The sequence below is a fragment of the Mucilaginibacter pankratovii genome (assembly GCF_014773265.1).
Taxonomy (GTDB): Bacteria; Bacteroidota; Bacteroidia; order Sphingobacteriales; family Sphingobacteriaceae; genus Mucilaginibacter; species Mucilaginibacter pankratovii.
This window is the reverse complement of sequence record NZ_JACWMY010000026.1, coordinates 1-3,284: the sequence shown is the minus strand read 5'-3', so window position 1 is coordinate 3,284 and position 3,284 is coordinate 1. Positions and strand designations below refer to the sequence as shown.

Annotated in this window: 3 protein-coding genes; 1 reads left to right on the top strand and 2 read right to left on the bottom strand. The window is 45.6% G+C overall.

Annotated elements, in window-relative coordinates; genetic code table 11:
- Positions 1–270: 270 nt before the first annotated feature.
- The gene (locus IDJ77_RS27460; protein ID WP_191192206.1) at positions 271–984 is read right to left on the bottom strand and encodes a LytR/AlgR family response regulator transcription factor; all 714 of its coding nucleotides are present in this window, start codon (positions 982–984) and stop codon (positions 271–273) included.
- Positions 981–2,000 (bottom strand): sensor histidine kinase, encoded by a 1,020-nt coding sequence (locus tag IDJ77_RS27455; protein WP_191192205.1) that lies wholly within the window; start codon positions 1,998–2,000, stop codon positions 981–983. The genes IDJ77_RS27460 and IDJ77_RS27455 overlap by 4 nt, the downstream gene beginning before the upstream one ends.
- 255 nt (positions 2,001–2,255) lie before the next feature.
- Here IDJ77_RS27455 and IDJ77_RS27450 point away from each other — a divergent pair, with 255 nt between their 5' ends.
- On the top strand, positions 2,256–3,068 hold the full coding sequence (locus IDJ77_RS27450; protein WP_191192204.1) for a DUF3108 domain-containing protein: 813 nt from the start codon (positions 2,256–2,258) through the stop codon (positions 3,066–3,068).
- Positions 3,069–3,284 lie beyond the last annotated feature (216 nt).

Genomic DNA, 3,284 nt, shown 5'->3' with positions numbered 1-3,284 from the left:
AAAATAAAACTATACAAATATGGGAAAATCTAAGTGGTTTTGCCCAAAGGCGAAGCCCCGTCTGAATGACATTCTGAAAATAACTTTCCAAATTCCCTTAAGTTAACGGCTATGGTGGATATACCGACCAGTATGAAATAACACAGCTCGACGCAAAGCAGCTCGATTTTACTACCGGTTCGCGCTTTGTTTTCGAGCCGTTCCCTTATCGCGACGGAACGCTTGCCAAAGTAAGCATTCGTATTATTGCTATACGGTAATGCAAATCATTTAAAAGATCCGCTGCCGTATCACCTCCATAAAACCTTCGCGGAATTTCTCGCTTACAGGGATCTGTTTGCTGCCGATGTAAATATGGTTATCCTGGATCTTGCTGAGCAGGCGGGTATTTACAATGTAGGAGTTGTGCACCCGTACAAAGGGATGAGGGAGTTGCTCTTCAATATCTTTAAGCCGGCGGTATATCAGCAGTTCTTCGGTGCCGGTTACCAGGCGTACATACTCTTTTTCGCTTTCGAAGTAGAGCACCTCGTCCAGCAAGATCTTACGCAGCGTTTTGCCGGTTTTAAAAAAGAAATAATCGGCTTCCGGCTTTGCAGATGCGGGTTCGGGAGATATTGCTTGCTTGCCAAAGCTCGCCTCTATCTTTTGTGTAGCCGCCACAAAGCGCTTCAGGGTGATGGGTTTTAGCAGGTAATCAACGGTTTGGTAGGCGTAGCTTTCTGCTGCATGCTCGGCGTAGGCCGTGGTGAAGACTATTTTAGTGTCTTTTGGCAGCAGGCCCGCTAATTCCATCCCCGTGAGGTGCGGCATATTGATATCCAGGAAAATAAAATCTACGGTATGTTTCTTTAAAAATTCGATCGCCTCCAGCGCATTATAACACTTACCCAAAAGCTGCCATGGGGTGGTTTGCCCAATCAGCACCTCCAGCAGGTTTACGGCATTCGGCTCGTCGTCTATAATGATGCACCTCAGGTTCATTTCAGCGGGATGTTTAAATGGGCACGGTAAATATCGCCATTATTTTGGGCGGACAACTCAAAATCATCCTGGTACAGCAGGATGAGTCGCTTGCGCAAATTCCCGATACCCGAACCGGTAGAGTTTGGGTTTAAAGGTACATCGGGGAGGGTGTTCTCCACGGTAAACAGCAGCCTGTCGCTTTCCTGTATCAATGAAAGGCTTATTCTGTTATCCGCGCTCGATTTATCGATGCCGTGTTTAAATACATTTTCTACAAAAGCCATCAACAACATGGGTGGGATGCTGAGCGCGGCATCGCATACTTTTGTAAAATTAAGGCTGATATCATACCGGATGCGGATCTTCTCCAGCTCGATATAGTTCTCGATAAACTGTACCTCAGTACCGATGGATACCAACTGTTTAGGGCTCTCGTCCACAAAATAGCGCATGATATTGGAGAGCCGCTCGATGAGTGCTGCGGTACGCGGCGCCTCCAAATAAGCCTCGTAATAAATATTATTCAGCGTATTGAACAGGAAGTGCGGCTGCACCTGCGATTTAAGCAGGTTGAGCTCGGCCTGTGTTTTTTGCACGATGATCTCTTCGGATTGCCGCTTCAGATCAAAATACGCTATCGCGATGCGGAAGATAAAGCTAAGCAGGAAAATGAGTATGCCGCCCACAATGAAAGTGGATAGGACTTTAAACGTCATCACTTGAGGCTTGGGAGCGAAGAAGGTGTTATAGACGGTCATGGTTACAAAGCCCCTTGTAATACCTACCACAAATAAAAACACGATCACCGCCAGGATATACAATACGATATGCCCCTTTTGATACAGGCGCGGAAACAGCCAAAGTATGTTTCCATAAATAATGGCCGCGTAAAAAGCCGTGTATATAATAGCGTAAGCAAAGGCCTGCCCGAATGTATCCATCGGCAATAACGAAAGCATGATCACCACAAATACAGATACCCAAACAGACTGCTGTAACTGAACGGCGGTAAGCTTGCCGGAGAATAATTTCATGCTTAAAAATACAAAGCTTTTTTGTGCTGCGCGATAGTTTTAAACGCCGGGCCTTATTTATTCAACAGATAGGGCCATTTCATCAATGCCTGCACCGATTGCCGGTTTATGCTGCTGTTTTGGGGCTTGTTGAATTTATAAGGCCGGCCGCTAAATATAGCAGGCATAAGGTTGAAAGGGTTTCGGGATGCTTTTGCGGCAACGCAAATTTGCGCTCAATAAATAAAAACTGAAAACCACCAACAATTCAACAACATGAAAACTTACATTAATATACCGGCCATTGTAGTTAGCCTGCTTACCTTATTTTTATCGGCACAGCCGAAATATACGCTGGCACAACAGGTGGATACCATTCGGTTAAAAGACAACCGCCTCAACACCGCCACGCTGAAACCCGGCATGCGCCAGTACATGGTGTATTTTCAAAACCCTAAAAGCCCAAAAGTAATGCGGTTTTGGCTTTGGCTGCGCGATACAAAGGTGGAAACCCAAAACGGACAAAAAGTATTGGTTACCAGCCAGCACTGGTATGGTGGGGATACTACCAGTTACCGCACCGTGTATTCGGTGAATAAGGCGAGCGATTTTTCACCCATCTACCATTCCGAAACAGTGAACGGCAAAAATAAATCCTTCAATTGGAGCAATACAAAAATTGTGGGTGCCGATACCGTTGCGGTAAATACGCAAAAAACTTTCTCCCTTGATTTTGCCGCTCCCTGCTACAATTGGAACCTGGATATAGAAACCTTTGAGATGCTGCCCCTTGCTGCCGGTAAAACCTTTGCCATAAACTTTTACGATGCCGGTTTCGGCAAGCCGGAGTACATCATTTACAAAGTAACAGGCAGCGAAGTAATTACCACCTACGATAACCAAAAGGTTGATTGCTGGATCCTCTTCAACGAAAGCGACAACGCCGGACGCCACGCCACCGAAACCTTCTGGATCAGCAAAAAGAACCACGAGTTTTTAAAAGAGGAAGACAATTTTGCCGGCATGTACCGCTATAAAGTGAAGATGCCGGCTGCTACTGCCAATCCGTTGTTAAAGTTTGGGAAGTAAAAAACACAACAAAAACGCGTCCTTGCGAGGAACGAAGCAATCTCTACACAGGACAAGCGATCTGCATAGTGGACCTGCCTGCCGGGAGATTGCTTCGTGCCTCGCAATTGTAAAGGTTAGATAATTCGGTAACAGATTAGCTTTACGTAACAAAGCTAAAAAGTTATGCGCATCAACACGAATGACCTAACACTGAAACGTAATTATTTGCAGACG

Coding starts and splice junctions, on each gene's coding strand:
- IDJ77_RS27460 (WP_191192206.1), bottom strand. CDS start 984: ATGAACCTGAGGTGCATCATTATAGACGACGAGCCGAATGCCGTAAAC.
- IDJ77_RS27455 (WP_191192205.1), bottom strand. CDS start 2,000: ATGAAATTATTCTCCGGCAAGCTTACCGCCGTTCAGTTACAGCAGTCT.
- IDJ77_RS27450 (WP_191192204.1), top strand. CDS start 2,256: ATGAAAACTTACATTAATATACCGGCCATTGTAGTTAGCCTGCTTACC.